Annotated in this window: 22 protein-coding genes; 19 read left to right on the forward strand and 3 right to left on the reverse strand. The window is 32.2% G+C overall.

Annotation, left to right across the window (positions count from 1 at the left end; translation table 11 throughout):
- The first annotated feature begins 4 nt into the window (after positions 1–4).
- The 13 genes from argC to holA all read left to right on the forward strand — a co-directional run bounded on the left by argC (position 5) and on the right by holA (position 14,232).
- Entirely contained in the window at positions 5–1,045 is a 1,041-nt protein-coding gene (gene argC, locus CCC31_RS10500; RefSeq protein ID WP_022089376.1) for an N-acetyl-gamma-glutamyl-phosphate reductase, read from the forward strand.
- Positions 1,046–1,303: 258 nt separating this feature from the next.
- The gene (gene argJ / locus CCC31_RS10505) at positions 1,304–2,524 is read left to right on the forward strand and encodes a bifunctional glutamate N-acetyltransferase/amino-acid acetyltransferase ArgJ (protein ID WP_290851442.1); all 1,221 of its coding nucleotides are present in this window, start codon (positions 1,304–1,306) and stop codon (positions 2,522–2,524) included.
- A 51-nt stretch (positions 2,525–2,575) separates the two neighbouring features.
- Positions 2,576–3,490 (forward strand): acetylglutamate kinase, encoded by a 915-nt coding sequence (gene argB, locus CCC31_RS10510; protein WP_117909864.1) that lies wholly within the window; start codon positions 2,576–2,578, stop codon positions 3,488–3,490.
- A 93-nt stretch (positions 3,491–3,583) separates the two neighbouring features.
- On the forward strand, positions 3,584–4,768 hold the full coding sequence (locus tag CCC31_RS10515) for an aspartate aminotransferase family protein (RefSeq protein WP_178515927.1): 1,185 nt from the start codon (positions 3,584–3,586) through the stop codon (positions 4,766–4,768).
- Positions 4,769–4,813: 45 nt separating this feature from the next.
- Positions 4,814–5,242 carry a DMT family transporter gene (locus tag CCC31_RS10520; RefSeq protein WP_290851447.1) on the forward strand — a complete coding sequence of 143 codons (429 nt, stop codon included), beginning with the start codon at positions 4,814–4,816 and terminating at the stop codon, positions 5,240–5,242.
- Positions 5,243–5,372: 130 nt separating this feature from the next.
- The gene (locus CCC31_RS10525) at positions 5,373–5,975 is read left to right on the forward strand and encodes a helix-hairpin-helix domain-containing protein (RefSeq protein ID WP_022089371.1); all 603 of its coding nucleotides are present in this window, start codon (positions 5,373–5,375) and stop codon (positions 5,973–5,975) included.
- Between the two features lie 14 nt (positions 5,976–5,989).
- On the forward strand, positions 5,990–6,676 hold the full coding sequence (locus CCC31_RS10530) for a response regulator transcription factor (protein WP_117909865.1): 687 nt from the start codon (positions 5,990–5,992) through the stop codon (positions 6,674–6,676).
- A gap of 4 nt (positions 6,677–6,680) precedes the next feature.
- Entirely contained in the window at positions 6,681–8,138 is a 1,458-nt protein-coding gene (locus CCC31_RS10535; protein WP_290851450.1) for a HAMP domain-containing sensor histidine kinase, read from the forward strand.
- 25 nt (positions 8,139–8,163) lie between these two features.
- Complete coding sequence (locus CCC31_RS10540; protein ID WP_290851452.1) at positions 8,164–9,087, forward strand: GerMN domain-containing protein; 924 nt, start codon at positions 8,164–8,166, stop codon at positions 9,085–9,087.
- A 50-nt stretch (positions 9,088–9,137) separates the two neighbouring features.
- Complete coding sequence (locus CCC31_RS10545; protein WP_290851454.1) at positions 9,138–11,510, forward strand: DNA internalization-related competence protein ComEC/Rec2; 2,373 nt, start codon at positions 9,138–9,140, stop codon at positions 11,508–11,510.
- 82 nt (positions 11,511–11,592) lie between these two features.
- Complete coding sequence (locus CCC31_RS10550; protein WP_147586163.1) at positions 11,593–12,216, forward strand: DUF6088 family protein; 624 nt, start codon at positions 11,593–11,595, stop codon at positions 12,214–12,216.
- Complete coding sequence (locus CCC31_RS10555) at positions 12,203–13,117, forward strand: nucleotidyl transferase AbiEii/AbiGii toxin family protein (protein ID WP_290851457.1); 915 nt, start codon at positions 12,203–12,205, stop codon at positions 13,115–13,117. The genes CCC31_RS10550 and CCC31_RS10555 overlap by 14 nt, the downstream gene beginning before the upstream one ends.
- Before the next feature lie 116 nt (positions 13,118–13,233).
- Positions 13,234–14,232 carry a DNA polymerase III subunit delta gene (gene holA / locus CCC31_RS10560; RefSeq protein WP_290851459.1) on the forward strand — a complete coding sequence of 333 codons (999 nt, stop codon included), beginning with the start codon at positions 13,234–13,236 and terminating at the stop codon, positions 14,230–14,232.
- A 176-nt stretch (positions 14,233–14,408) separates the two neighbouring features.
- On the opposite strand, the gene fucO is transcribed toward holA, so the two are convergent.
- The 3 genes from fucO to CCC31_RS10575 form a co-directional block, all read right to left on the reverse strand.
- A complete protein-coding gene (gene fucO, locus CCC31_RS10565; RefSeq protein WP_290851462.1) occupies positions 14,409–15,554 on the reverse strand; it encodes a lactaldehyde reductase in 1,146 nt (381 codons plus the stop codon).
- 176 nt (positions 15,555–15,730) lie between these two features.
- On the reverse strand, positions 15,731–17,239 hold the full coding sequence (locus CCC31_RS10570; RefSeq protein ID WP_117909870.1) for a response regulator: 1,509 nt from the start codon (positions 17,237–17,239) through the stop codon (positions 15,731–15,733).
- 15 nt (positions 17,240–17,254) lie between these two features.
- On the reverse strand, positions 17,255–19,009 hold the full coding sequence (locus CCC31_RS10575) for a histidine kinase (RefSeq protein WP_290851464.1): 1,755 nt from the start codon (positions 19,007–19,009) through the stop codon (positions 17,255–17,257).
- A 234-nt stretch (positions 19,010–19,243) separates the two neighbouring features.
- Between CCC31_RS10575 and CCC31_RS10580 the strand changes: the two genes are divergently transcribed.
- From CCC31_RS10580 to CCC31_RS10605, 6 genes are all read left to right on the forward strand, one after another.
- Positions 19,244–20,992, forward strand: a complete 1,749-nt coding sequence (locus CCC31_RS10580) for a discoidin domain-containing protein (protein ID WP_290851465.1) — start codon at positions 19,244–19,246, stop codon at positions 20,990–20,992.
- Between the two features lie 10 nt (positions 20,993–21,002).
- Complete coding sequence (locus tag CCC31_RS10585; RefSeq protein WP_022088517.1) at positions 21,003–21,161, forward strand: hypothetical protein; 159 nt, start codon at positions 21,003–21,005, stop codon at positions 21,159–21,161.
- A gap of 432 nt (positions 21,162–21,593) precedes the next feature.
- Positions 21,594–22,790: an MFS transporter gene (locus tag CCC31_RS10590; RefSeq protein ID WP_022088516.1), complete on the forward strand. Its 1,197-nt coding sequence runs from the start codon at positions 21,594–21,596 to the stop codon at positions 22,788–22,790.
- Positions 22,791–23,098: 308 nt separating this feature from the next.
- Entirely contained in the window at positions 23,099–24,424 is a 1,326-nt protein-coding gene (locus CCC31_RS10595; RefSeq protein WP_117909874.1) for an extracellular solute-binding protein, read from the forward strand.
- Positions 24,425–24,494: 70 nt separating this feature from the next.
- Positions 24,495–25,379, forward strand: a complete 885-nt coding sequence (locus CCC31_RS10600) for a sugar ABC transporter permease (RefSeq protein WP_117909875.1) — start codon at positions 24,495–24,497, stop codon at positions 25,377–25,379.
- Between the two features lies 1 nt (position 25,380).
- Entirely contained in the window at positions 25,381–26,253 is an 873-nt protein-coding gene (locus CCC31_RS10605; protein ID WP_117909876.1) for a carbohydrate ABC transporter permease, read from the forward strand.
- The last annotated feature ends 1 nt before the right edge of the window (position 26,254 follow it).

Raw genomic sequence — 26,254 nt, forward strand, 5'->3', positions numbered from 1 at the left:
TGTTATGATAAAAGTAGGAATCATAGGTGCTACAGGATATGCGGGAGTAGAAATAGTAAGATTGCTTCAGCAGCATAAAGATGCAGAGGTTGTATGGTATGGCTCAAGAAGCTATATAGATAAGAAATATGCAGACGTATTTGCGAATATGTTTGAGATAGTTGATGAAAAATGTCTGGATGACAATATAGAAGAGTTGGCAGATAAAGTAGATGTAATATTTACGGCAACACCACAGGGATTATGTTCATCATTAGTTAATGAAGAAATATTAAATAAGGTAAAGATTATAGATTTAAGTGCAGACTTCCGAATTAAGGATGTTGCTACTTATGAAAAATGGTACAAGATAGAACACAAAAGTCCTGAATTTATAGATGAAGCTGTTTATGGATTATGTGAAATAAATAGGGAAAAGACAAAGGGAGCAAGATTGATTGCAAATCCGGGATGTTACACTACATGTAGCATTTTGTCAATATATCCTATGGTAAAAGAAGGATTAATTGATCCAAAATCAATTATTATAGATGCTAAATCAGGAACGTCAGGAGCAGGAAGAGGAGCAAAAGTTCCAAACTTATTTTGCGAAGTAAATGAAAACATAAAAGCTTATGGTGTAGGAACACACAGACACACACCTGAAATAGAAGAGCAGTTAGGATATGCTGCAGGCGAAGAAGTGCTTATAAACTTCACACCACACTTAGTACCAATGCAGAGAGGAATATTAGTAACTGCATACGCAAATCTCAAAAAAGAAGTTACATATGAAGAAGTAAAAGCAGTTTACGATAAATATTATAAAAAAGAACAGTTTATAAGAGTATTAGAAAACGAAACACCACCTGAAACAAGATGGGTAGAAGGAAGCAATTATGTAGATGTAAGCTTCAAAATAGATGAAAGAACAGGACGAATCATAATGATGGGAGCCCTTGACAACCTCATAAAAGGAGCAGCAGGCCAGGCAGTCCAAAACATGAATATAATATTTGGATTACCTGAAAACGAAGGCTTACAACAAGTACCTATGTTCCCATAGGTACAGCGCATCGCCATTCTACTAAATATGCAAAACAATTTGGGCAAGCTAGCTTGCAGAAAAAATGTTTTGCATATTTAGTAAGACACGGCGAAAGCCGTGTTGCACATCGGAACGAAGGGACGATGTGAAAAGAATGGCGAAAGTCAGGGAATCACAAATGTAAACACAGCGAGATGAAAGTTGCAAAGCAACTGAAATCGAGCTGAATATGGATAATCAAAAGGGCAAGCCAGCTTGTTAATTGGAGGCAATATAATGAAGAAAATAAAAGGCGGCGTAACAGCACCACAGGGCTTTTCAGCAATGGGCTTAAACGCAGGAATAAAAAAAGATAAAAAAGACATGGCAATGATATACAGTGTTGTACCTTGTACAGCAGCAGGAACATTTACAACAAATCAGGTAAAAGCAGCTCCCGTAAAATGGGATCAGAAAATGATATATGAAAACGAATTTTCACAGGCAGTTGTATGTAACAGCGGAGTAGCTAACGCATGCACAGGTGAAGAAGGCATGAAATACTGTGAAGAAATGGCACAGGAAACAGCAGCAATGCTTGGGATTAACAAGGAAAGCGTATTAGTTGCATCTACAGGTGTAATAGGAGCTCAGCTTCCTATGGATAAAATTGTAAACGGAATAGGAATGCTCGTACCTACATTAGATGCAAGTTTAGAAGGTGGACATTTGGCAGCGGAAGCAATAATGACAACAGATACAGTACCAAAAGAAGTAGCAGTTGAATTAATGATAGGTGGCAAGAAGGTTACAATTGGTGGTATGTGTAAAGGATCAGGAATGATTCATCCAAATATGTGTACAATGTTAGGATTTATTACAACCGATGTTAACATTTCAAAAGATTTATTATATGAAGCATTAAGTAATGATATAAAAGATACATTTAACATGATTTCTGTAGATGGAGATACATCCACAAATGATACAGTATTATTACTTGCAAATGGATTAGCAGAAAATAAAAAGATTACTGAAAGGAACAAAGACTATTATAAATTTGTAGAAGCATTACATGAAGTAACAGTAACTTTATCAAAGAAGATTGCAGGAGACGGTGAAGGGGCAACAGCTCTTTTAGAAGTAAAAATGATTAACTGCGAATCAAAAGAACAGGCAGTTACATTAGCGAAATCTGTAGTTACATCAAGTCTTGTAAAAGCAGCAATTTACGGACATGATGCAAACTGGGGAAGAATCTTATGTGCAATGGGATATTCAACAGCTAAATTTAATCCTGATAGTGTAGATATTTATTTTGAAAGCAAAGTTGGAAAATTAAAAATAGTTGAAAATGGTAGAGCAACAGATTACAGTGAAAAGATGGCTACAAAGATTTTGTCAGAGCCTGAAGTTACAACAATTGCTGATGTGAAAATGGGAGATTGTGAAGCAACAGCATGGGGATGTGATTTGACTCATGAATATGTATCAATTAATGCAGATTACAGAAGTTAAAAAAGCAATTAATAATAAAAAAAGGAATAGAGAAAGAAGGATAGGCAGGCCATGATTATGAAGGGATCAAAAGAACTTGAGATGGAAAAATGGATTGAAAAAGGAAATGTATTAATTGAAGCGTTACCTTATATTCAGAGATTTAGCAGAAAAATTATTGTTATTAAATACGGCGGAAGTGCTATGCTTGATGAAAACTTTATGCAGAGTGTAATACAGGATATTACTCTTTTGAAATTAGTAGGATTTAAGCCAATCATCGTTCATGGTGGAGGTAAAGCAATAAGCGGTTTTGTTAATAAGCTTGGAATGGAGCCAAAATTCATAAACGGATTAAGAGTAACAGATGAAGATACATTAGAAGTTGCGGAAATGGTCCTTAATAAAGTAAATAAACAACTTGTTCAGATTGTGGAACAGCTTGGCGTAAAAGCAATCGGAATAAGTGGTAAAGACGGTGGCATGCTTAATGTTAAAAAGAAATATTCACAGGGTGAAGATATTGGATATGTAGGAGAAGTAACAAAGGTAAATCCGGATATCCTTTTAGATTTGATAGAAAAGGATTTCCTTCCTATTGTATGTCCGATAGGATTGGATGAAGATTTCCACGGATATAATATTAATGCTGATGATGCTGCAAGTGCAATCGCAGAAGCAGTAAATGCAGAAAAATTGGCATTCCTTACAGATACAGAAGGTGTTTATATGGATAAGGATGATCCAAATACAGTTATTTCTGAAATGACAGTATCTGAAGCAAAAAATTTGATTGAGGATGGAACTATTCAGGGAGGAATGCTTCCTAAGATTAATAACTGTATAAATGCTATTAACAATGGCGTTTCACGAGTACATATTTTAGATGGAAGAATTCCACACTGCTTATTACTTGAAATATTTACAAATAAAGGTATCGGAACAGCTATTTTAGCAGATGACCAGGAAAAATTTGGGAATGAATAGAAAACAAAATGAAGAGAGTTTTTCTATAAATATTTCCTATAATTAGCCAACAATCAAAGGATGTGGCAATATATTTATACAAGGAGAAATGAAATGACAGCTCAGGAATATATGGATAAAGCAGAGCAATTTTTAGTACATACATACAACAGATTTAAAATTGTAATAGAAAAAGGCGACGGAGTATATTTGTATGATGTAAATGGAAAGAAATATTTGGACTTTGCAGCAGGAATTGCTGTATTTGCATTAGGATATAATAATAAAAAATATAATGATGCATTGAAAGCGCAGATTGACAAGGTAATACACACTTCTAATTTATATTACAATGTACCGGCAATTGAAGCAGCACAAAAAGTTGTTGAGGCAACAGGTCTTAAAAAAGTGTTTTTCACAAATAGTGGAACAGAGGCAATTGAAGGTGCTATAAAAATGGCTAAAAGATATGCGTATGACAGGGACGGTCATGCAAATCATGAAATTATAGCTATGAACCATTCTTTTCACGGAAGAACATTAGGAGCGTTGGCAGTTACAGGAAATGCACATTATCAGGAACCATTTGGACCTATGATTGATGGAATAAAATTTGCTGAGTACAACAATCTTGAAAGCGTTGAGTCATTAATAACTGATAAAACATGCGCGATTGTTTTAGAAACACTTCAGGGCGAAGGTGGAATATATCCTGCAGATGAAGAATTTATCAAAGGAATAAGAAAGCTTTGTGATGAAAATGATATAATAATGATTTGTGATGAAATTCAGTGTGGAATGGGACGAACAGGCAAAATGTTTGCTTATGAACATTATGGAATAAAACCGGACATCGTTACAGTAGCAAAAGCATTAGGTTGTGGTGTTCCTGTTGGAGCATTTGTTGCAGGAGAAAAAACATGTAACTCGTTAGTACCGGGAGATCACGGAACTACATATGGTGGAAATCCATTAGCTACTGCAGCAGTTTCTACGGTATTTGATTTATTTAAAGAAGAAAAAATCGTAGAAAATGTAAATGAAGTTGCTCCATATTTGGAAGAAAAATTGGATGAAATAGTTAAAGATTTTGACAATGTAACTGCAAGAAGAGGAAAAGGATTTATGCAGGGACTTGTCCTTACAACACCTGTAGGAGATACAGTTAATAAGGCTATTGAAAATGGTTTATTAGTAATTTCAGCCGGAAGCGATGTATTAAGAATGGTACCACCACTTACGATAACAAAAGAAAATGTTGATGAAATGATAGAAATATTAAGAAAGTCATTAGTATAAAAATTTCAAAACCTCACATAATACTTCAAAAGGGAGGAAAGTATTATGTGGGGTTTTATTATTGCATTAATTTCAGGAGCTCTAATGAGTATTCAGGGAGTTTTTAATACGAAAGTAACGGAAAGTTCAAGTATGTGGGTCGCAAACAGCTGGGTACAGTTTACAGCTTTAATTGTCTGCATAATTGCATGGTTTGTAACAGGCAGAGAAAGTATGACTGCAATATTTAATGTAGAACATAAATATATGCTTCTTGGTGGAATTATAGGGGCAGTAATTACATGGACAGTAATTAAAAGTATGGATAATCTTGGACCGGCGCAGGCTGTACTGATAATTGTTATTTCCCAGATTGTTGTTGCATATCTGATAGAAGTTTTTGGAATATTTGGAGTGGAAAAGGTACCTTTTGAGTGGAGTAAATTAGTGGGAGTTGTTTTAGCCGTTGTGGGTATATTTATATTTAAAAAATAAAGTTAGCATATAAAGTAGATTAATATTAAATAAAATCAATAAAATCAGGTATTTGGATATTGCGATTTGAAATTTTATTAGGTATTATTATTGTGTACGTTTAAGGGAAACTCCGTAAAAAGGAGGAAAAATGTACAGAATATTAAATAAATTAAGTTATTTTACAAAGAATGTAAGCATTGTAGTGTTGATGATATGTGCAGGTATTATTTTAACGGGATGTGATGATTCTAAGGAAATAATGATTAACGAAGAAACAATTGAAGAGAGTTATGAATATACAGAAAATAAAAATCATATTTATGTATATTTAAGTGGAGAAGTTGAAAGCCCGGGTGTTTATAAATTAGAAAATGAAGCAAGATTATATCAGGCAATAGAGTTAGCAGGGGGCATGACAAAAAATGCCCAGAAAGAATATTTAAATCTTGCAGAGACAGTATATGATGGACAACAGATTCATATATTGTCTAAGAAAGAATATAAGAAAAGTCAGGAGCAGGACACTGATATTGTGCAGAATACAGATAGTGATAATGCTTTGATAAATATTAATACAGCGACACCTGAAGAACTACAGAGTCTTTCAGGAGTAGGTGAAACAAGGGCTAAGGCTATAATAGAATACAGGGAGAAGAATGGAAAGTTTCAGACAATAGAAGACATAAAGAATGTGTCAGGAATTGGAGATTCTACTTTTGAAAATATACAAAATGATATAACTGTAAATTAGAAGAAGAGGTATAAATGAAGGTTTTAGTGGTAGATGATGAGAAATTAATTGTTAAAGGAATCAAATTTAGTCTTGAACAGGACGGAATGGATGTTGATTGTGCATATGATGGTGGAGAAGCTATAGAGAAAATCAGAGAGAATATATATGATATGGTTTTACTTGATTTAATGCTTCCGATATTTGACGGGTATGAAGTGTGCCAACAGGTGCGTGAATTTTCAGATGTTCCAATAATTATGCTTACGGCTAAAGGCGATGATATGGACAAAATATTAGGACTTGAATACGGTGCAGATGATTATATCACAAAACCTTTTAATATTTTAGAAGTTAAGGCCAGAATCAAAGCAATAAACCGAAGAAATACGAAGAAGGCACCTAAGGCTGTGGAAAAGCCAAAGGTTATTGTAAGTGGTGATATGAAGCTAGATTTAGAAGATAAGAGATTATTTATCGAAGGAAAAGAAATAAATGTAACGTCAAAAGAATTTGATTTGTTAGGACTTTTAGCGACAAATGTTGGAAAAGTTTACAGCAGAGATGAATTGTTAAGATTGGTATGGGGAACTCATTTCCCGGGAGATGCAAGAACAGTAGATGTTCATGTTAGAAGATTAAGAGAAAAAATAGAAAAAAATCCTGCCCAGCCACAGTACGTACATACAAAATGGGGAATGGGATACTTTTTCCAGGGTTAAATAAATGAAGAAGATAGTAGATAAATTTATAAATGTTATTACAAGTATGAGATTTAAAGTATTTGTAATAACATTTATTGCGATTATAATACCGGTTATTGTATCGAATTTTTTAATTGGAAAGATGGCGGTCAATAACTATTCAAAACAAAGATTTGAAAAATTTAAAACACAAAATTATATACTTAGAAACTGTATATTAAGCGAAAATTATATGGACAACCAGGATTCTGAAATTGCTGAGGCAGAAATGTCGCAACTTGCTACAGGATTTGAAGGAAGAGTTGAAGTTATAAATAGTGACTATATTATAATAAAGGACACATATAATTCAGACGAAGGAAAAACAAATATTTCTTCAAGTGTTATAAAGGCAATGACAGGTGATGAAGTATATAATTATTATGAGGAGCAGGAATATGTTGAATATGTACTGCCCATAATATCTACTGCTACAGATGTAAATGGTAACAGTCAGACTAAAATACTTGGAGCAATGTATACAAGATATTCAACAACAGCATTTAAGGAATTTTATTACACAATACTTAACTACATAGTTGTTATTGATTTACTCTTGGGAGTATTTGCATTGATAATGTCATGGATTTGTTCAAGAATATTAGTTAAGCCTATTAAGAGTATAGAAGAGTCTATTGAACGTATTTCAAACGGAAATTTGAAGGCGAATATTGAAGAAAAAGGTGAGACGGAAGTTAAAAACATAATCAGGGAATTTAACCAGATGGTTGAAATAATTGCTAAGCAGGATGAGTCAAGACAGCAATTTGTTTCAAATGTATCCCATGAATTAAAGACACCAATAACTTCAATGAAGGTTCTTGCGGATTCTTTAGTAGGTCAGGAAAATGTGCCGGAAGAATTGTATCAGGAATTTTTGACGGATATAGCAAAAGAAATTGACCGTGAAAATGATATAATAACAGATTTGCTTAATCTGGTAAGAATGGACAGTGGAAATGATAAAATTAATATTTCAACAGTAAATATTAATGAACTTGTTGAAAGTACTTTAAAGAGATTAAGACCTATAGCAGAAGTAAAAAATATTGAAGTTGTGCTTGAAAGTTTCAGACCTGTAATGGCAGATGTAGATGAAGTCAAATTTAACATGGTTGTAACTAATTTAGTTGAAAATGCCATTAAATATAATGTGACTGACGGATGGGTAAGAGTATCGCTAAATGCAGATCATCAGTATTTCTATCTCAAAGTTGCAGACTCAGGAATTGGAATTGAAGATGACCAGCAGGAGCATATTTTTGAAAGATTTTTCAGAGTTGATAAGGCAAGAGCAAGAGAAACAGGTGGCACAGGACTTGGTTTGTCAATAACTAAAAATATTATATTGCTTCATAAAGGTACAATTAAAGTTCATAGTAAAGAGGGAGAAGGAACTACATTTACAGTTCGTATTCCATTAAAGTATATTGAACAATAAAGATTGAAACGTGGTGTTTAATAAAATGAACAGATATAAGAAAATAATATGCAGCATTCTTGTGTGTGTACTTATGGTTACAGCGGTAGGATGTGGAAAAGCAAAAAATAGCAGCACAAAAAAATATGATGGGAATCATATTTTTTATGTTAGCCGGGACAAAGATAAACTTGAAAATGAACAATATAAAACAAAGAGTTCAGATACCTTAGAACAGGTAGATGAAATGATAAAGAAGTTAACCGGTAAAGCCATTCCTAAAAAAGTAATTGTAAACAGTTACAATCTTTTGGATGGAATTTTAACATTGGATTTTAGTGAGGAATATCTTGAAATCAGCAAGGATGAAGAAGTGTTAATAAGAGCAGCAGTAGTTCTTACTTTAACTCAGATTGAGTCTGTAGATTATGTTGCATTTACCGTTAATGACAGTGCGTTGACAAGAAGAGATGGAACTATTATAGGAAATATGCAGGCCACTGATTTTGTGGATAATTATGGTAGTGATAATAACATTGTATTTTCAACAAGATTTATTCTCTATTACGGAAATGAAGATAGTTCTAATTTAAAAGAATGTGATGTTATGGAAAATTATACAGGAGAAGAATCTAAAGAAGAATTTATTGTAAAGAGACTAATAGAAGGTCCGGATGAAAAGGGATACAATAGAATTTTTTCAAAAGATATAAAGTTAATCAGCGTTATGACTACTGATAATATCTGTTATGTAAATTTCGATTCAAATTTTTTGACAGAACAGATAGTTGGTTCTCCTGAACTTGCAATATATTCCATAGTAAATTCTTTATCAGAACTTAACTATGTTCACAAAGTTCAGATGATGGTAAATGGAAATACAAATGTAAGTTTTAAAGGAGTGAAGTTAGACAACGCTTTCATTAGAAATTTAGATTATATTGAAAATGAAACAAAAGAAGGAGAATAGCTATTAAAAGACCAATATTAACAATAACATTGGCTTTTGTACTTGGAGAGGTGATAGCTATATATGCACAGGCAGCATTGTTATTTGTAACAGTGCTGCTTGTTTTGCTTTCATTTATTTTACTACTATTTAAAAATAGGGAGCAAAAGATTGAAAAGGTAATGTTAATGATATTAAGCTTATGCTTTATGGTTGTTGGATATTTGATTACTGAGGGAGAACTTTCTAAAAAGAAATCAATAGATGAGATAAATGGACAAACAATCGTTGTTAATGGAGAAATTTTACAGATAACAGACACAAAATATGGATTTAGATACAAAATAAAAACAACGATAGAGAATTTAGCAGGAAATAATAAAAGAAATTTGAAAAAAATAAAGGATGTAAATTTGATTTTTGAAACGAAAGAAGAGTTATCTGTATCTATTGGCAACAATGTTAAATGCAGAGGCATAATTAATAGATTTGACAAAGCACGAAACAAAGGAAATTTTGATTCAGACAAATACTATCAGTCTCTTGGAATATATGGAGAAATAGCAAATTGCAGTGTAGAGATAACTTCTAATGAGACAAACCTTATAAAACAGAGATTATATGATTTGAAGAAAAGTTATACAAGGCAACTTAAAAAGATTTGCAATGATAATAACATAGGTGTTTTTAAGATATGTAACCTGGAAAACGGAGGGATTATACAGGGAATTTTGCTTGGTAATAAGAATGATATTAATGACGATATTAAGTCACTATATCAAATGAATGGAATTTCACATATTTTGGCAATTTCCGGGTTACACATTTCATTAATCGGCTTGTTTGTGTATTCATTAATTAGAAAGAAACTTAAATTTATACCGGCAGCGTTTTTTTCAATTTCAATTATCTTGTTATTTTCAATGATGACCGGATTCGGGGTGGCGACAGTAAGGGCAACAATTATGTTTATAATGAATATTGCCGGCGAAGTTTTGGGACGAAAAAATGATAGGATAAATGCGATAGCGTTAGCATTTTTACTTATTGTATGCAGTAATCCGATGGTAATAATAAACAGTGGATTTCAAATGTCATTTGCGGCAATAATAGGAGCGAATTTTGTATGGAAAATAACAGAAAAATTTATGGATATAAAAGGAAAAAGGTGGAGTGCATTTGGATTTAGCTTGTGCATCACTATTGTTATGAACCCTATTATAGCCTGGAATTATTATCAGATACCAATGTATTCAGTACTACTAAATTTAATTATTGTTCCATTAATGGGAATCGTTATAGCGAGTGGATTTGTGGGACTATATTCTTCATATTTGTTTGTAATTATTGGAAAGATAACTATTTTGCCGGCGTGTCTGATTATAAAGATGTATGGTTTGTTATGCACGATAGTAGAGCATATTCCATTTTATAATATGATATGTGGCAAACCCAATATATTTGTGGTTATAATTTATTATTGTACGATTGCAGGCATGTGCATAGGAATGAAAATATATCTAAAGAAAAGTGAGGATAAGGAGAGTAAAAAGATAATACCAAAAACAGGGCAAATTGTCGAAAGCAAAAAGAGTAAGAAAGCAAAAAAGAGAAAAATTTTCATTAAAAAAATTATATTTGTTTTTGGAAGTTTCATAATAATAACGATAAGTTTATTTGTGCATATATTTACAGGAATTGAAGTTAATTTTCTTGATGTAGGGCAGGGAGATGGAATTGCGATTCGGACACATGATGCTTTTATAACTGTTGACGGAGGAAGCAGTGATGTTAAAAATGTAGGGAAGTACAGAATAATTCCGTTTATTAAATACAAAGGAATAAGGGCGATTGATTATGCAATAATCAGCCATCTTGATAATGACCATGTAAGTGGTGTAAAAGAATTGTTGGCTCAGTCAAAAAATGGAGGAATAAAAGTTAAAAATCTGGTGCTGCCAAATCTCTATATTAAGGATGATGAATATATAGAATTAGAAAAAATGGCTAAGAAGATGAGTACAAAAATTATATATTTGAAAAAAGGTGATTTAATAAAAGTAGGAGAGTTAAAAGTAAAATGCATTAATCCTGACGTTAAAAATCAAATGGATGATAGAAACGATAACAGTATCGTACTTGATGTGAAATATAAAACTTTTTCTATGCTTTTGACTGGCGATATTAGTAATGAAGTAGAAAAAAATATTGAAAATGATTTGGCACAAAATTATACAGTATTAAAGGTTCCGCATCATGGTTCCAGATTTTCTTCATCAGAAAATATGCTAAGTAAAATTGAACCTAAATATAGCGTTATTTCGTGCGGTGAAGGAAATAGCTATGGACATCCTCATATAGAAACCATAGATAGATTAAATATGCATAATACAGAAATATTGCGAACAGATTTAATTGGCGAGATTGACTTTAGGATGGAGTGAGATTTCATTTGACAGAGGAGTATTTTGAGAATATACTAACAATAAGTAAAATGTATTTTTACTTATTGAAAGTGAGGGCTATATGATGTTAGAATATTTAATAAAAAATTATGAAAAAGGAGAACCTATTTTTTTAACAGATTTATGTATTGATGGAATGACACAGGAGAATATTAGGTATCATTTAAAAAAATTAACAGACGATGGAATAATATGCAGATTTGAAGCAGGAACATATTATATGCCAAAGATTAATTTGTTAGGAGAAAAGACAACTCTTTCATCAGAAACAGTAGCATTGCATAAATATATATATAGAAGAGGAAAAAGAGTTGGGTTTTATTCAGGATATACACTTGCGAATCGTATAGGATTATCAATGCAAGTCCCGTTAAAAGAAGAAATAACAAGTAATTATGCACCCGCTCAGGTAAGGGAGATAAGTATAAAAAATAGAAAATATATTATTAGAAGACCAACTATAGAAGTAACAGAAGATAATGTATACGTGCTTCAATTATTAGATTGTTTAAAAGAGATGGATCAAGCAGTAGAAGAAGATCCTAAAGTTTGTGGTGAAGTTTTAACTGAGTTTGCGAAAGAACACAAAATAACAAAAAAACAGGTTGATAGACTGCTAAGATATTATCCTTTGAAAATTTATAAAGCTATTTATGATACGGAGGTGAAATATGTATCTACATGAGGATAAGCAAGTATTTAAAGAAACAATAGAGCAAGTTGCAAACTATACTGGTAAGGCAGCAATTGTAATAGAAAAAGATTATTATGTAACTATGATTTTAAGATTTTTATCTGAAAAAATGTCGAATATTGTATTTAAAGGGGGAACATCTCTTTCAAAAGGTTATAAAATTATTAACAGATTTTCAGAAGATATAGACATTACATTTGATGAACATATTGGAGAAGCAAGAAGGAAAAAATTGAAAAATTGTATAATGAGAGAAATAAGTGAAAAGTTACATATGCCAATATCTAATTGGAATGAATTGCAAAGTGATAGGGATTATAATGCATATTATTTTACTTATAAATCAATCTTAGGGGTAGAAGGTGATTTTATGTTGTCTTATGTAAAAGTTGAAACCGCATTGAGTTCATATGCGTTTCCAACAAATAAAATAACTATAGGAAATTATATAGGTGATTATTTTGTTAAAAATAATAGAGCAGATTTGGCAAAGAAATTTTTTGTTGATAAATTTGATATGAAATTGCAGGCGATTGAGAGAACTTATATAGATAAAATTTTTGCATTATGTGATTATTATATACAAAAGAAATCTAAGAGATATTCTAGACATTTATATGATATTTATAAATTAACAAAATATATTGATTTTGATAAAGAGTTTGAGGAGCTTTATAATGAAATAAGAGAACATAGGAAGGAAATAAAAAACTGCGTATCAGCCAAAGATGAAGTTAATATACCCAAAACTATTAGAGAATTTTGTGACAATGATTTTTATAAAGCAGATTATCAAACAATTACTAGTTATTTTTTGGATGATTATGTGGCTTATAATAATACTATTAAGCAAATGAAGAAAATTGCAGATATAATTGAAAAGTTCAAATAATTAAGATTATATATCATAAACAATAACTTTTAAAAATAAAACAGATGAACGGAACAAATTTCTGTGTTAAAATTATTTATACACTTAATAAGTAATGAGGATATAAGAAAAGAACAATGAAAACATTATCAGAAGACATAAAGACAAGAAATTTCAAAAGAGCATATCTATTATGCGGCGAAGAAGAGTATCTTGTAAAAAATTATAAAAAGCAGCTTATTCAGGCGATAAATGGTGGAGATACTATGAATTCTAATTTTTATGAAGGAAAAGGCCTGAATGTAAAAGAAATTATCGATGTAGCTGAAACAATGCCATTTATGGCAGAATATAGGTTAGTTGTGCTTGAAGATACTGAAATGTTTAAGTCAGGTGGAGATGAATTAGCAGAATATGTTAAGTCCATACCTGAAAGCACGATTATGTTATTTGTAGAAAGCAATGTAGATAAGAGAAGTAAATTATATAAAGCAGTAAAAGCAAATGGATATATTTGTGAAATGACAAGCCAGACAGAGGGAGATTTGAGTGTGTGGGCTGCCAGATTGTTTGCAAATGCAGGAAAGCGCATAACAAAAGCAAATATGATGTATTTGCTTCAAAAAGTAGGAACGGATATGGAAACCTTATCTACTGAAATAGAAAAGTTAATCTGTTATTGTATGAAATCAGATGTAGTTGATAAAGAGGCAATAGATGCAGTGTGCATAACTCAGATGTCTGTTAAAATATTTGACATGATTGATGCCATTTCTACAAAAAATCAGAAAAAGACTCTTGATTCATACTATGAGCTCATAGCGGCCAAAGAACCACCAATGCGTATTTTATATATGATTACAAGACAATTTAATCTTATGCTTCAGGCAAAGGATTTGTCAAATCAGGGTATGGGTAAAAATGATGTGGCAAAAGCAATGGGAGTCCAGGCGTTTATAGCCGGCAAAAGTATACAGCAGGCAAAAAATTTTCAGATGAGAGAACTTAAGGATGGCTTAGCAGAAAGTATAAAAACAGAGCAACTTATAAAAAGAGGTGCTATGGATGAAAATATCGGCGTAGAAATGCTGCTTATTAAATATAGTAAAAAAGAAGAAAAAAAGAAACGAATTTAACAAAAAGAGCATTGAGTTAGTGATTAAAATCAAAACACAATGCTCTTTCTTGTGACTGAGTATATAATATGAATAAAAGCCGAAACTTTTTGAAATAAGCTTCGACTTTTATTTTGTTTTATAAAACTAAATAGAAATACGGATTTACAGAGAGTATTTCACACTCTCAAATATTCTTACATAATTTTTCTGAATAATTCTATAAAGTCATCAACACTTGCATCTTTAGGATTTCCAGGTGCGCAAGCATCTGCAGCAGCAGATTCAGCAAGGAAAGGTAAATCATCTTCTTTGATTGCATCAAGCTTTGAAGGAATTCCAACATCAGCCGATAATTGTTTAACAGCATCAATTGCTGCTTTTCTATATTCATCAACTGACATTTCATCAACACCCTTAACACCCATTGCACGGGCAATTTCACGATATTTTTCACCTGTGCATTCTTGATTGTATTCCATAACGATAGGAAGCATCATGGCACATGCAACACCATGAGGAGTGTCATAAACAGCACCTAAAGTATGAGCCATTGAGTGAGCAATTCCAAGACCTACATTTGAAAAACCCATTCCGGCAATATACTGACCAAGGGCCATTCCTTCACGACCTTCTTTAGTATTTTCAACTGCACCTCTAAGAGATTTGCTAATTATTTCAATAGCTTTTAAGTGGAACATATCTGTCATTTCCCAGGCAGCCTTTGTTGTGTAACCTTCAATGGCATGAGTAAGAGCGTCCATACCTGTGGAAGCTGTAAGACCTTTTGGCATTGAAGACATCATGTCAGGGTCAACGATTGCAATAATTGGCATGTCGTGTGGGTCAACGCATACAAATTTACGCTTTCTTTCAATGTCAGTAATAACATAATTAATTGTAACTTCAGCAGCTGTTCCGGCAGTAGTAGGTACTGCAATAATTGGAACGCAAGGCTTCTTAGTTGGTGCTACGCCTTCAAGACTTCTTACATCTTCAAATTCAGGATTTGCAATAATTATTCCGATTGCTTTTGCTGTATCCATTGAAGAACCACCGCCAATTGCAATAATATAATCAGCACCTGAATCTTTAAAAGCCTGAACGCCATGTTGGACATTCTCGATTGTTGGGTTGGCTTTGATATCTGAATATATTTCATAAGCCAGCTCATTTTTATCTAAGATATCTGTAACCTTAGATGTAACGTTGAATTTGATTAAGTCAGGGTCAGAACATACAAAAGCCTTTTTGAATCCGTGTACCTTTGCTTCTGTTGCAATTTCATTAATTGCACCTGAACCGTGATAAGATGTTTCGTTTAACATTATTCTGTTTGCCATGTTAAAATCTCCTTTCAATATTTTGTAAAAGTTAATTAATATGATGTCAGGGTGAGCTCTAAGGTCTTTTACCTACTTATGAGCAAACGCATGTGGGCTTGAACCTTTTGACGCTGACATCTTAATATATAACTAATGTTAATAACATAACATGTTAGTTCTTAAAGTATTAATAATTATCTTACGAATTGATTCCTATAGTCCTTCGGGCTAAGACCTGTATTCTTCTTAAAAATAACAGAAAAATATGCAGGGTCATGAATTCCTATTTTATCAGATATTTCAAATGTTTTAAGGTTTGTATTTGCTAAGAAATCCTTAGCCATACTGATTCTAAGCATTGTAATGTAACTTACAATTGAATGACCACATTCTTTTTTGAAAGTTCTGCTTAAATAGGATTCATTAGTGTGAACATTTTGTGCGATAAGCTCAAGTGACAAATCGTCAGCAATATGTTCTTTGATGTATATAATTGTTTCCTCTATGAAAGAACTATATTTTTTAGAGGACTGGGTTAATTGTTTTTTTACATCATCTATAAGATTTCTGACAGTTTCTTTTAACTGGAAGAAATCTGAAACTGAATTTATTTTATTTATATATTCATCTTCTGTAGGAAGAGTATTACTTTTAAGCATTACTCTATAGCAAATAAGATAAATTTGAGTGCAGATGCTTCTAACAGTATTTTCATCAGAAAAATTGTTTTCAAGTTTATTAAATATAGAGCCTAAAATATCTGAAGCAGATTTAAAATCTAACTGTATAACTGAGTTTTCAAAATCGTGTAGCAGTAAATTAATATCCGCAGAAAAGGTTTCTTTACCTGCAACGTAATCACTGGAGAATTCAACAACATGGGCAGAGGAATAAAAATTTAATGATAACGCTAATATTGCCTCTGAAACAGCTGTTGAAAAATCACGTGCACTGTGATGATAACCGCTTATACCCGCATTTACATTTAATGATGTAAACTTTTTAAATGAAGAAACGATTGTGTTGCAGTTATCAATTATTGCTGATGTATCTTCATTTTCATAATCAAAATATACATTTATAATAAGATTGTTATATCTAAAGCAATAACTGTTAAGCTTGTTGTCGATTATTATATCTTTTAACGTTCCAACCATTGACATATCGTCCGGTAATTGAAATGCAGCTACATAATAATTGTTTAAATTAATATCAAAGTCCGATAGCTTGTTTAAGGAATCATCAGGTACAACGTGGTCTGTAAGTTCCTGAAAAAATTGATCCTTAAGAAATGCCTGCTCACTTTTACTAATAGAAGATTTAGATTCAATTAGTTTTTTCGCAACATTTTGAACTGCATTTATTACATCTGTTTTTGCAGCCGGTTTTAACAGGTATTCTGCAACATTATACTGAATTGCAGAACGTGCATATTCAAATTCTGAATATCCTGAAAGTATGATAACAGATATTTCAGGGTGATTTTCATAAATGTATTTAGCAAGTCCGATACCATCAAGAGAAGGCATTCTTACATCAGTTATTACAATGTCAATAGGAGTACTTTCGATTATTTCAATAGCCTCTGTTCCGTTCTTTGCTGTTGCCGAAACAACACAATCATATGTCTCCCAATTTATATATTCAGAGAGGCCTTTTCTAAATATAGATTCATCGTCTACTATTAATAAGTGAAAAATCATACTATCACACCTTTCTTATTTTTCACATGGAATTTTAAATGAAATAGCTGTCTTTACCATAGGAGTACTTTCAATATGTAAGGCACATTCAGGACCATACATTAATATTAATCTCCGATTTAGGTTACGAAGACCAACGTGGGTATGCCCTTTAGATGTACCTGATTCTTCAGATGAAGGTGCCTGGTTATTAAAATCAGGGATTTCATTAAATCCAATACCATTATCTTCAATTGAAATATGAAGATATTCATATTTTTCGTATAAGTAAATGTTTAGTTCACCTGAACTTTCTTTTGGTTCAAGACCATGAACATAAGCATTTTCAACAAGTGTCTGTATACAAAATACAGGAACTTTATATGAATCAAGACCTGCATCAATATGAAAGTTGATGCTTATTCGGTCTTCAAATCTAATTCTTTGTAAGTAACTGTAAAATTTGACATATTTTAATTCTTCTGAAAGAGGTATTGCAAAGTCATTTTTAGATTTTACAGTTGCTTTTAATAATTCTCCAAGAGCAATCGTCATATCATAAATTTCATTGTTATCAGACATCTCAGCTTTCCATGCAATAGCATTAAGTACATTAAAGAGAAAGTGAGGATTAATCTGAGATTGCAATGCACGTATTTCAGAATCCTTTAACAATAACTTTTGTTCCGTAATATCTTCGTGGAAGGAATGAATCTCATCCAACATATTGTTAACTGATAATTGGAGAGAATAAAATTCTTCGTATTTTTCAAGCCCGTTTATATTTCCTGAGTAATCTCCCTGCGCAATTCGATTTACATAATTAATCATTAAGGAAATAGGCTGTGTGATTAGTCTGCTTATTCCAAATGCAAATATTAAAACAATAATTATAATTGATATGATTGCAATAATATATGGCAAAAGAATATTGTAAATCTGATGTTCTATCTGACTGACAGGGGCAAGTACAGCAGCGTTGATGTTAATAGACTCCATTTCATTTGACAAAACAAAGTAATCGTCAGAATCAAATTTAACAGAGGATATTTTCAATGCATCAATTGCATTAATCTGTTTATGTATTGATGATAATTTAGTTGATTCAGCATTATATTTAAAACCCGACATAACTTCTAAATCATCATTGTATATAAATATACGCCAATCGTTAGAAACATATTGACTAAGGGAGAACATCCATTCATTAATGTTAATTGAAATAAGAATATCGCCAATCTGCTGACCATTATTTGAACTGTATATTGTCTTTATAAAATAAATGCAGTTTGAATCATTAAAGGTTCTAAATGAAAGTGAAGGAGAAGGAGATGTAAGAGAATTGTAAATCCTTCTATTCATAATTAATGAAGAATTTGTTTCATTTTTTGAAACATGAACCTGCTTTCCGCGTTTGTTATAAATATAAACTGATTCAAGATAACTTTTTTCCCACAAATTATTCATGATAAGGGAAGAAGTTATCTGTTTTGCAGTAGTAACCGAATTAGTTGAGTCAGCATAATTGTTCTCTAACCAATCATATACGCTGGTGTTTGAAATTAATATACGATATATTGAATCGATAGTATCTATATTAGTTGATATGGCACTAATTGTAGAGCGGCTTTCCTGAAAAATCTGTTCTTTAAAACTTTTTTGAAGTTCATTAATAGTCTTATAGCAAAATAATGCACCACTAATAACTAAAGCAAATGCAATAGTAACTGTAATTAATATGGTAACCTGTGTTCTTAGTTTCCTTTTTTTATGTAAAAATCCTTTTGCCATGCCTTGTCCTCGAATGATGTTATTTTATAGTTCCGTACCTTAAAGTAATTATTTTTAAAGAATTACTTTAGAATGCTATAAACATTATATCAAAAATATTAAAGTATACAAAGAAATTGTAAAAAATGTCTAAAAATGGTAAAAAAATTCAAAGTATTTGTAAAAATATTACATTAAAACTGAAAAATAACTCCGATATAATTGCATTATCATATAAAGAATGGAGATGGAAAGATGAAAAAATTGAAATTATTGGCAATGTCTCTTGCAGCAATAATGACCGTGTCAACAGTTGGTATGGGTGATTATGCAGCTGTTAAGGGAGACGATACAACTACATGCGAAGTAAGTACATTTTCCGGAAATGAGTGTGTGACTTATGGAAAAACAGTTACTTCGGATATGGGAGTATCTAGTGGAAGCTTATCTGACATTGTAGATGGAAATGAAAATAATTTATGGATAGCAGGTGGCAGAATTACAGGAACAATAACAATTGATTTAGGAGCATATTATAAAATATCAGATTTTAAGATTGTATTTGAAGCCTCAAGAGACGACGGAGAGTGGGGATATACAGTTGAAGGAACGGATGATGAAAGTAATTGGGATATGTTATGGGACAATAGTAACAATTCTGATAACAGTAAATCTTTAACAGGAAAAAACACGGAATACGGAGAAAACGTATATAATAAATTAAGAATAAAAATAACTAATATTTCAGGTACGCTTGTTTGGACTGCAATGAGAGAATTTTGTGCTTATGGTGTTAAAATTAGTGATTCTAAAGTGACAAATGTTGCAAAAGGATGCTCGGCGAAAGGATATTATAGTGACGGAGGAAGCGGTAATGAGGCTGGTGGATTTCCGGCTACAAATGTTACCGATGGAAACACTTCATCAAGATGGGGCGGAAATGGAAATGGAAATGGTCAGTACATAATAGTTGATTTAGGAAAAACTAGAAAAATAGAGGGATTCAATGTTTTATTCCAAAAAGATGCGTATCCAACATTAGAAGAGGCCAAGGCTGATACATCAGATAGTGAAAGTCAGTATGGTCAGACATGGAAATATGTTATAGAAGGTTCTAATGATCAGAGCACATGGACTATGCTGTGGAATAATAATGAGAACGATGACAATGAAAATTGGAGTAGAAGTCAGTCCGGTGAATGTGAAGATAAAGATAATGAATATCAATATGTGAGATTTACAATAAATAGAATGCCTTTGCATCAATCTAGTACTGCACAGGTATGGGCAGCAATGTACGAATTTAACATTTATTCACCGGTTTATACTGTAACAGAAGGAGATTCAACTACAGAAGCGGCATATGGAGATACATATACAGTTAATGGAGATGCTACATACGGTTATTATTATAATGAAGAAATGTACAAAAAAGGTGATGGATTAACAGTAAAAGACAATATTAATTTGGAAGCTGTAAATACATTAAACTTATCAATTGCAAATGGTGCAGGAATCAGAACGGCAGATCCTTATGGAATGAGATTCCAGACAACAGTTACAAGCGATAATTATAAAGCGGTTAATGAGCAGAAAGCTATAAAGGAAGGAATGCTTATAACTACAAAAGATTTATATGAAAAAAATGGTAACGTATTAGAAAAAGAAAGTAACTATACAAAATTAGATATTGCAAATAATGGTTGGTATGGAGAAAACGAAAGTGCAAAAACAAATACTTACTGTGGCTCAGTTGTAAATATTAAAGAAGAAAATTTTGCAAGAGGTTTTATTGCAAATGCATATGTAACAATTACTTATAAAGATGGAACAACTACAACAGTTTATTCTGACAATATGAGTGATACAAGATCAGTTGCACAGGTTGCGTATAACATGACACAAAGCGAGGGCGGACAGGCTGAACTTAATAGACTTGGAGAGACTATAAAAGCTATGATAGAAGGTTGGGCAACAAAGTACAATGCTAATCAGGCACAGTAAGGAGAAATACATGAAGAGAAAATATGAATATCCTAAAATGGAAATAATAGAATTTGATACAAAAGATGTAATAACAACAAGCGGTGTTAGTGATGATGATTTTTTGAATGGATTAGATCATGTAATAGATATAAATAATGGAAACAGTGGTTGGACAGGTTTATATTAAAAGTCGCTTTCTCATTTCCCGGGTCTTGAAGTCATATGCTTTATATAATTTTCAAAATAGGCATATGGCTGTAGACCTAAATGCAAATTTCAACTAAATAAATGTCATGTCATCAGGTTTGTTAATAATGAAAATAAATCAGATTACAGACGATAACGGGCAACCGTGAAAATTCAAAGAATATCTCCTTTTGATAATTTGGGTAAAACCATAGTCTGAAAGGAGGTATTTTTTTGTAAAAAAATATATATAAAATAGAGGAAAACTGATACACTATAGCAATGGGAAATTGAAAATGAGAGTATTAATTAGTATTAGCATAAAAGAAAGTAAATAATTAATTATTATAAGTAAATTAAAGAAATTAAATTCTTGAATACTAATATTTATATAAAATGTTAATTTAAATGAATATAAAAGAGAGGAAAGAATATGGTTACATTATTATTAGCGCTTATTTATTTGGCATTTATTAGTCTTGGATTGCCGGATTCACTTTTAGGTTCAGCTTGGCCGCAAATGCATTTGGATTTAGGGGCGCAGCTGTCAATGGAGGGAATTATTTCAATGTTAATTTCCTGTGGAACGGTTATTTCAAGTTTATTTTCTGAAAAGATAATATATAAGTTTGGAACGGGAATGATTTCGGCAGTAAGTACACTTTTAACAGCTGTTGCATTATTTGGATTTTCAGTTTCCGGAAACTTTTATATGTTATGCTTCCTTGCGATTCCTTATGGATTGGGAGCAGGAGCAATAGATGCAGCGCTTAACAATTATGTTGCTCTTCATTTCGCGTCAAGACATATGAGCTGGTTACACTGTTTCTGGGGAATTGGAGCAGCTGTTGGACCGTATGTAATGGGTGTAGCAATGTCACTTGGAAAGGGATGGCGTGGAGGATATTTGGCAATATCAGTAATACAGCTTGTTCTAACTATTGTTTTATTTGCGGCATTACCGTTATGGAAAATAAATCAGGAAAAAAATGAAGAAAGCATAACTGAAAAGAAAGAACCAAAGAAATTAAAAGAAATATTTAAAATAAAAGGTGTAGCTTTTGTTTTGATAGCGTTTTTTTGCTACTGTGCGGTAGAACAGACGACAGGATTATGGGCATCAAGTTATTTTGTAATAAACAGAGGGTTAAGCAACCATACAGCAGCAAGTTTTGTTGGATTGTTTTATATTGGAATTACGGGTGGCAGATTTTTGAGTGGCTTTATAGCAGACAAATTTGGCGATAAAAAAATGATCAGACTTGGAATATGCGGAATTTTAATAGGAGTTGTATTTTTGCTAATTCCGGCAAATCAGTTATTTTCAAGTTACAAAATGTTAAAAGAAATATTTCCTCTAATAGGTCTGGGCTTTGTCGGATTTGGATGTGCTCCAATATATCCATCAGTAATACATGCTACGCCTGATAATTTTGGAAAAGAAAATTCGCAGGCAATTATAGGAATACAGATGGCATTTGCATATATGGGAGTTATTATTATGCCGGCTTTGTTCGGAATAATATCCCAGTACATAACAATCGCACTATTTCCAATATATATTATGTTAATTACTTTAGTTATGTTTATAATGTCGGAAAAGATGAACAAACTTAAGAGTAAGATTTAAATAGTTACGGATGAAATCTAAAATAGCAGGTTTCATCCGTAAATTTTTACATAATTTGCCAAATTATCTAACAATTTTACACTTATTCTCCTTATATTTAATATTTACAATAAATAAAAAGTAAATTTATTAATGGTATTGTCTAAAATGTATAAAAAATTAAATAAACAACACGGTAGTATGTGATTTTTTACTATATATAATGTAAAAAAAACACAAGTTTATGTAAAAATATTCTATTCAGATATTTGCAATAAAACAATATAATGTGAACATAAACAAAACAACTTTAAGGAGGAAGTTAAGATATGAGAAAGAAAATGTTATGTGCACTCATGTGCTTGACAATGGTAGCTGGTCTTATGACAGGCTGTGGCTCAGACGGAAAGTCAAGCAAGAACGACACAAAGAGCGATGATGGAAAGGTAGTATTGAATGTAATTAACTACCATGTAGGTACTGATTATGCAGCAGATTATTATGAATATTTATTTGATGCATTCCAGAAGACAGAAGAAGGTAAGAACGTAGAATTTAAATTTGAAGAAATTCCTACAACAGATTCTTACAACCAGAAGATTAAATTATTAATCTCAAGTGGTGATCTTCCTGACATCGTATTAAACGGTGGTAACAACATTACGGCTTTAGCTGCTGAATCAGGAAAGGTTCAGGATATAACATCATATTTAGATGATGATCCGGAATGGAAAGCAATGTTTAGTGAACAGGATCTTGAATTCAACTCATATGAAGGTAAGGTATATGGAATTCCTGTATCAAAGGAAATTTCATATATCTACTATAACAAAGATTTATTCAAAAAAGCAGGAATCGAAGCTCCTGATGTAGCTTATAGCACATGGGATGAATTCTATGAAGCTTGTGACACATTAAAATCAAAAGGTATCACACCTGTAAGTATGGATAGTGCAGACTTAGGTTGGTTATCAAATCTTTGGTACAGTGCTTTAATCGGAACTGCAGGAGATGAAGGAAACACATTTATGAATACTCAGTATCCAACAGATTACAATGTACCTGTAGTTGAAAAAGCAACAGCAGAACTTCAGAAGATGTTAAAGAACTACACAACAGCAGATGCTTTAGGCGGAAAATATGACACAATGGCAACTCACTTCTTTAACGGTGAAGTAGCAATGCTTCCTAACGGACCATGGATGATTCCTGATTTCAAGAGCGAAGACAAAGCACCTGAAGGATTCTATGACAAAGTTGGTATCATGCTTCTTCCAGGAAACGGAATGGAAAGTGTTCCAACACCTGGTGACATGGTAGGTGCAAAAGACCCTGAAAAGATTAAAGCAGCAGTAGCATTCCTTAAGTTTGAGACAACAGCTGAAAATCAGTTAAAGGCATTGGAAATGGCAGGATTACAGCCTGTATCAAGTAACATTGAAGTACCTGAAAGCTTAAAGGAATCTGATCCGTTAATGGCAGAAGTATTAGATATTCAGTCAAAAGCAACATATACATATGGTCAGAATCAGGCTTACTGGTATCAGAATGTAATCGATGAATTTTCAAATCAGTTACCTGAACTTGCAAGTGGCAGCTTAGATGCAAAAGGATTTTGTAAGAAGCTTACAGATGCAGCGCAGAAAAATGATTAATTCTTAACAATCAAGTGTTGCACTAATAAAAGTTAGTGCAACACTATTTTTTTGAAAGGAAGTATAAAATATGTCTACAAAAAACAAGAGAGGATGGATATTTTTATTTGCATTGCCTTGTGTAATCCTATTTTGCATAGTGTATGCTATTCCATTCATAATGGTTATGGCAACTTCGTTTTGTAATTATACATTGACTCAGTCGCCAACATTTTTAGGATTAGATAATTTCAAGACAATATTTGCAGACCCGGATTTTAGAGTATCTATCATAAATACATTAAAATGGGTAGTAATTCAGTCAACATTACATGTACTTATGGGATTTATAATGGCTCTTATTTTAAGAAGAAAGCCAAAGGGATGGAAATTTGCAAGAGTTGCATATGTAATTCCTAACATTATTCCAACAGCAGCAACAGCAGTTATGTACTCATTGCTTTTAAACCCTACATTCGGTGTAGTAAAAATGTTATATGAAAAATTAGGTATTGATACTATGCAGGTTGTTAACCTTTTCGGAAATTCAAAATATGCTTTCTGGACAGTAACAGCTACATGGGTTTTCTACTCAGGATTTAATATGCTTATATTCTTAGGTGAAATGGGAGCTATAAGCCCTGAAATATATGAAGCAGCTCAGGTTGATGGAGCTACAGCAGGACAGGCTGACAGATACATTACAATTCCAATGATGAAAAATGCATTTGGAACATGTGTAATTTTAGCATCAGTAGCAATGGTTTCTCAGTTCGATATCATTTACATGACAACACGAGGAGGCCCTGGAAACTCAACTCTTAATCTTCCAATGTATTTATATAAAATCATAACACTTGAAAATAACTATGGTAAAGCTAATGCAGTAGGTGTAATTCAGATTATCTTAGGACTTGTATTAGTTATATTAATTCAGAGATTGTTTAATCAGAAGAAAGAAATAGAGGAGGTATAAAATGTCAGAAACAATTAACGTACCAAGAACTTTAAAAAAACAGCCTCTTGCTATTAGAGTAATCGCAGGCATTGCGAAATATATTTTCTTATTAATAATAGTAGCTATTTCAATTGGACCTATTATTTGGGCAGCATTAAGTTCATTTAAAACTTATGCAGAAATCAATGCATCAGCATTGTCATTGCCAAAGAGCTTTAATTTTAAAAACTATGCAGATGCATTTAAATATGCACCTATTCAGAAATATTTCTTAAACAGTGTAATTGTAGTAGGTGTCAGCGTATTAGTTACATTATGCGTAGTTGCAATGTGTGCATATGTAACAGCAAGATATAATTTTAAATTAAAAACAATTTTGGTTCTTATGATTTCAGCATCATTAATGCTTCCTGCACAGGCAATTTCACAGCCATTGTTCTCAATCTTTAAGACAGTCGGATTGTATGATACAAAGCTTGGATTAATTATTGTTTATGCAGCTATGGGTATTCCAATGTCATTCTTCGTTATGACAAGTTATTACAAAACAATACCTTTAGCATTAGAAGAATCAGCGTATATTGATGGAGCTACATTTATTCAGACATTTACAAAGGTAGTTTTACCATTAGCTAAACCGGGACTTGCAACAATCGCAATGTTACAGTTTATCAATACATGGAATGAATTCTACTTCGCATTAATGCTTACAAGTGGTGATACGGCAAGAACAGTACCTATAGCACTTAACTATTATTTAGGAACATTTGCAAATAACTATTCTGCACTTTTTGCGGCAGTAGTAATTACGGTATTACCAACAATTATATTCTTTATCATATTACAGAAACAGGTAATGGAAAGTTTGACAGCAGGAGCAGTAAAAGGATAAG

This window comes from Eubacterium sp. LMAG:50 (genome assembly GCF_008680265.1).
Lineage (GTDB): Bacteria > Bacillota > Clostridia > Lachnospirales > Lachnospiraceae > Eubacterium_U > Eubacterium_U album.

Bases quoted from the DNA above. Each gene is read 5' to 3' on its own strand.
- argC (WP_022089376.1), top strand. From the start codon at position 5: ATGATAAAAGTAGGAATCATAGGTGCTACAGGATATGCGGGAGTAGAA.
- argB (WP_117909864.1), top strand. From the start codon at position 2,576: ATGATTATGAAGGGATCAAAAGAACTTGAGATGGAAAAATGGATTGAA.
- CCC31_RS10580 (WP_290851465.1), top strand. From the start codon at position 19,244: ATGAAAAAATTGAAATTATTGGCAATGTCTCTTGCAGCAATAATGACC.
- CCC31_RS10555 (WP_290851457.1), top strand. From the start codon at position 12,203: ATGTATCTACATGAGGATAAGCAAGTATTTAAAGAAACAATAGAGCAA.
- argJ (WP_290851442.1), top strand. From the start codon at position 1,304: ATGAAGAAAATAAAAGGCGGCGTAACAGCACCACAGGGCTTTTCAGCA.
- CCC31_RS10525 (WP_022089371.1), top strand. From the start codon at position 5,373: ATGTACAGAATATTAAATAAATTAAGTTATTTTACAAAGAATGTAAGC.
- CCC31_RS10515 (WP_178515927.1), top strand. From the start codon at position 3,584: ATGACAGCTCAGGAATATATGGATAAAGCAGAGCAATTTTTAGTACAT.
- CCC31_RS10520 (WP_290851447.1), top strand. From the start codon at position 4,814: ATGTGGGGTTTTATTATTGCATTAATTTCAGGAGCTCTAATGAGTATT.
- CCC31_RS10550 (WP_147586163.1), top strand. From the start codon at position 11,593: ATGATGTTAGAATATTTAATAAAAAATTATGAAAAAGGAGAACCTATT.
- holA (WP_290851459.1), top strand. From the start codon at position 13,234: ATGAAAACATTATCAGAAGACATAAAGACAAGAAATTTCAAAAGAGCA.
- CCC31_RS10530 (WP_117909865.1), top strand. From the start codon at position 5,990: ATGAAGGTTTTAGTGGTAGATGATGAGAAATTAATTGTTAAAGGAATC.
- CCC31_RS10585 (WP_022088517.1), top strand. From the start codon at position 21,003: ATGAAGAGAAAATATGAATATCCTAAAATGGAAATAATAGAATTTGAT.
- CCC31_RS10600 (WP_117909875.1), top strand. From the start codon at position 24,495: ATGTCTACAAAAAACAAGAGAGGATGGATATTTTTATTTGCATTGCCT.
- CCC31_RS10570 (WP_117909870.1), bottom strand. From the start codon at position 17,239: ATGATTTTTCACTTATTAATAGTAGACGATGAATCTATATTTAGAAAA.
- CCC31_RS10575 (WP_290851464.1), bottom strand. From the start codon at position 19,009: ATGGCAAAAGGATTTTTACATAAAAAAAGGAAACTAAGAACACAGGTT.
- CCC31_RS10540 (WP_290851452.1), top strand. From the start codon at position 8,164: ATGAACAGATATAAGAAAATAATATGCAGCATTCTTGTGTGTGTACTT.
- CCC31_RS10535 (WP_290851450.1), top strand. From the start codon at position 6,681: ATGAAGAAGATAGTAGATAAATTTATAAATGTTATTACAAGTATGAGA.
- CCC31_RS10595 (WP_117909874.1), top strand. From the start codon at position 23,099: ATGAGAAAGAAAATGTTATGTGCACTCATGTGCTTGACAATGGTAGCT.
- fucO (WP_290851462.1), bottom strand. From the start codon at position 15,554: ATGGCAAACAGAATAATGTTAAACGAAACATCTTATCACGGTTCAGGT.
- CCC31_RS10590 (WP_022088516.1), top strand. From the start codon at position 21,594: ATGGTTACATTATTATTAGCGCTTATTTATTTGGCATTTATTAGTCTT.
- CCC31_RS10605 (WP_117909876.1), top strand. From the start codon at position 25,381: ATGTCAGAAACAATTAACGTACCAAGAACTTTAAAAAAACAGCCTCTT.